We start from the raw sequence: 1,438 nt of genomic DNA, 5'->3' as shown, positions 1-1,438 counted from the left end.
CCGGGGGGGGGGCGAGGGGGGGGGGGGGGGGGGGGGCGGGGCCCCCCCCCCCCCCGGGGCCGCGCACGGGCGCCGATGATCGCCGACGTCGCTTCGGATCCCTCCCGACGCCCACCGGGACGTCCATCGAGACGCACAGGACGACCACGGGTGGCCCGCGGGTTACGACTTTCGGGCCAACCCTCTTTGGTCAGCCCCCGGACAGTCCACCGCCGAGCGATGAGCCGCGCGGCGGTCCGACGCCCGACGGTCGGTGCCTGCCAAGCGGTCTTCGCCGAGGCCGATCGTGGCCGACCGATCACCGCAGCCCGGACGACCGCCCCGGACACCCACAGTTCGGACGATCCGGATCCGGACGCCGGGCGGGACGGCGGTGCTGCCGACTTCACGTGAGCGTGACAGGAGGTCGAGAGATTCGGACGGTTCGTCGAGATTCCGCCGGCCGAGGAGTAGATGGCGCAGGCGCGTCGGCGTCGACCGGCCCGGGAGCCGTGTGACCGGGCGACGGCCTGGGTAGGCGAATCATCGTCCACGCAGTTGTCCGCCGGACCCGCGGACCCGATGTCCCCGCCGGCCGGACCCGGTCCTCCGGGGACCAGCGGCCGCAGCCAGGAGCCGCCGGCGGCACGGCGCAGGGACGTCGGGCCAGGCCGTACCGGGTGGGCTTCGACGAGCGACACGACGGACCTGCCGGCAGCCGCCACCCGGTCGCCCGGGTGAATTTTTCAAGATCGCCAAAGGGGTGGCCGGTACTACGGTGAGCCCGCGGCGCTTGCCGCTCAGGTCGAAAGGGGGGCTCAGGCCGATGACCGACGTCCGACGACTTCCAGGCCCCGGCGCGGAAAAGTGGGAATGGCAGCTTCACGGTGCGTGCCGAGGGGAGAGTACGGAACTCTTCTTCCATCCGGAAGGAGAACGCGGACCGGCAAGAGCCGCCCGCGAGGCGGCGGCGAAGGCCATCTGTGCCCGCTGCCCGGTGATCGGAGCGTGTGGTGAGTACGCCCTGACGGCTCGCGAGCCGTACGGCGTCTGGGGCGGGCTCAGCGAATCGGAGCGGGAGGCCATCCTCACCGGGCGCTCCCGACGCGGAGTGCCCCGACGGGTGCCGGCCCGGCCGGGGCTCGCGCCGGCCTGCTGACCGGGCAGGCGGTCGGGACATGAACGGACATCCCCTGGCCCGCGGGCCGACCACCCGCGACGGGTGACGGGCCACACCCACTCACCCGTCCCGGGTCACCGCCGCCGACCAGTCACGCCAGCACCAGCATCCGCACCAGCGCAGCACGGTAGGCCGGCGACGGTCGCCGGGTCCGGACAGCGACGCGGGGCCCGGGGGGGGGGGGGCGGGGGGGGGGCGCCGGCGCGGGATGGCGGCGGTCTCGCTGCCGGCGGCCGAGGTGGCGGCACTGCTGGCACGGCGCGCCCCGGCGCTGTCCGT

Annotated in this window: 2 protein-coding genes; one reads left to right on the top strand and one right to left on the bottom strand. The window is 75.1% G+C overall.

All coding sequences use genetic code 11. From position 1 onward, the window contains the following. The first annotated feature begins 805 nt into the window (after nt 1–805). Entirely contained in the window at nt 806–1,138 is a 333-nt protein-coding gene (locus MXD60_RS18505; protein WP_248820572.1) for a WhiB family transcriptional regulator, read from the top strand. Between the two features lie 81 nt (nt 1,139–1,219). On the opposite strand, the gene MXD60_RS18500 is transcribed toward MXD60_RS18505, so the two are convergent. Then, nucleotides 1,220–1,438 (bottom strand): hypothetical protein (locus tag MXD60_RS18500; RefSeq protein ID WP_248820571.1); only part of this gene is annotated, 219 nt, incomplete at its 5' end.

The organism is Frankia sp. AgB32 (genome assembly GCF_023243045.1).
Classification (GTDB): Bacteria; Actinomycetota; Actinomycetes; order Frankiales; family Frankiaceae; genus Frankia.
Note: the sequence above shows the minus strand (reverse complement) of the source record. Positions and strands in the feature narration are given on the sequence as shown.

Bases quoted from the DNA above. Each gene is read 5' to 3' on its own strand.
- MXD60_RS18505 (WP_248820572.1), top strand. From the start codon at position 806: ATGACCGACGTCCGACGACTTCCAGGCCCCGGCGCGGAAAAGTGGGAA.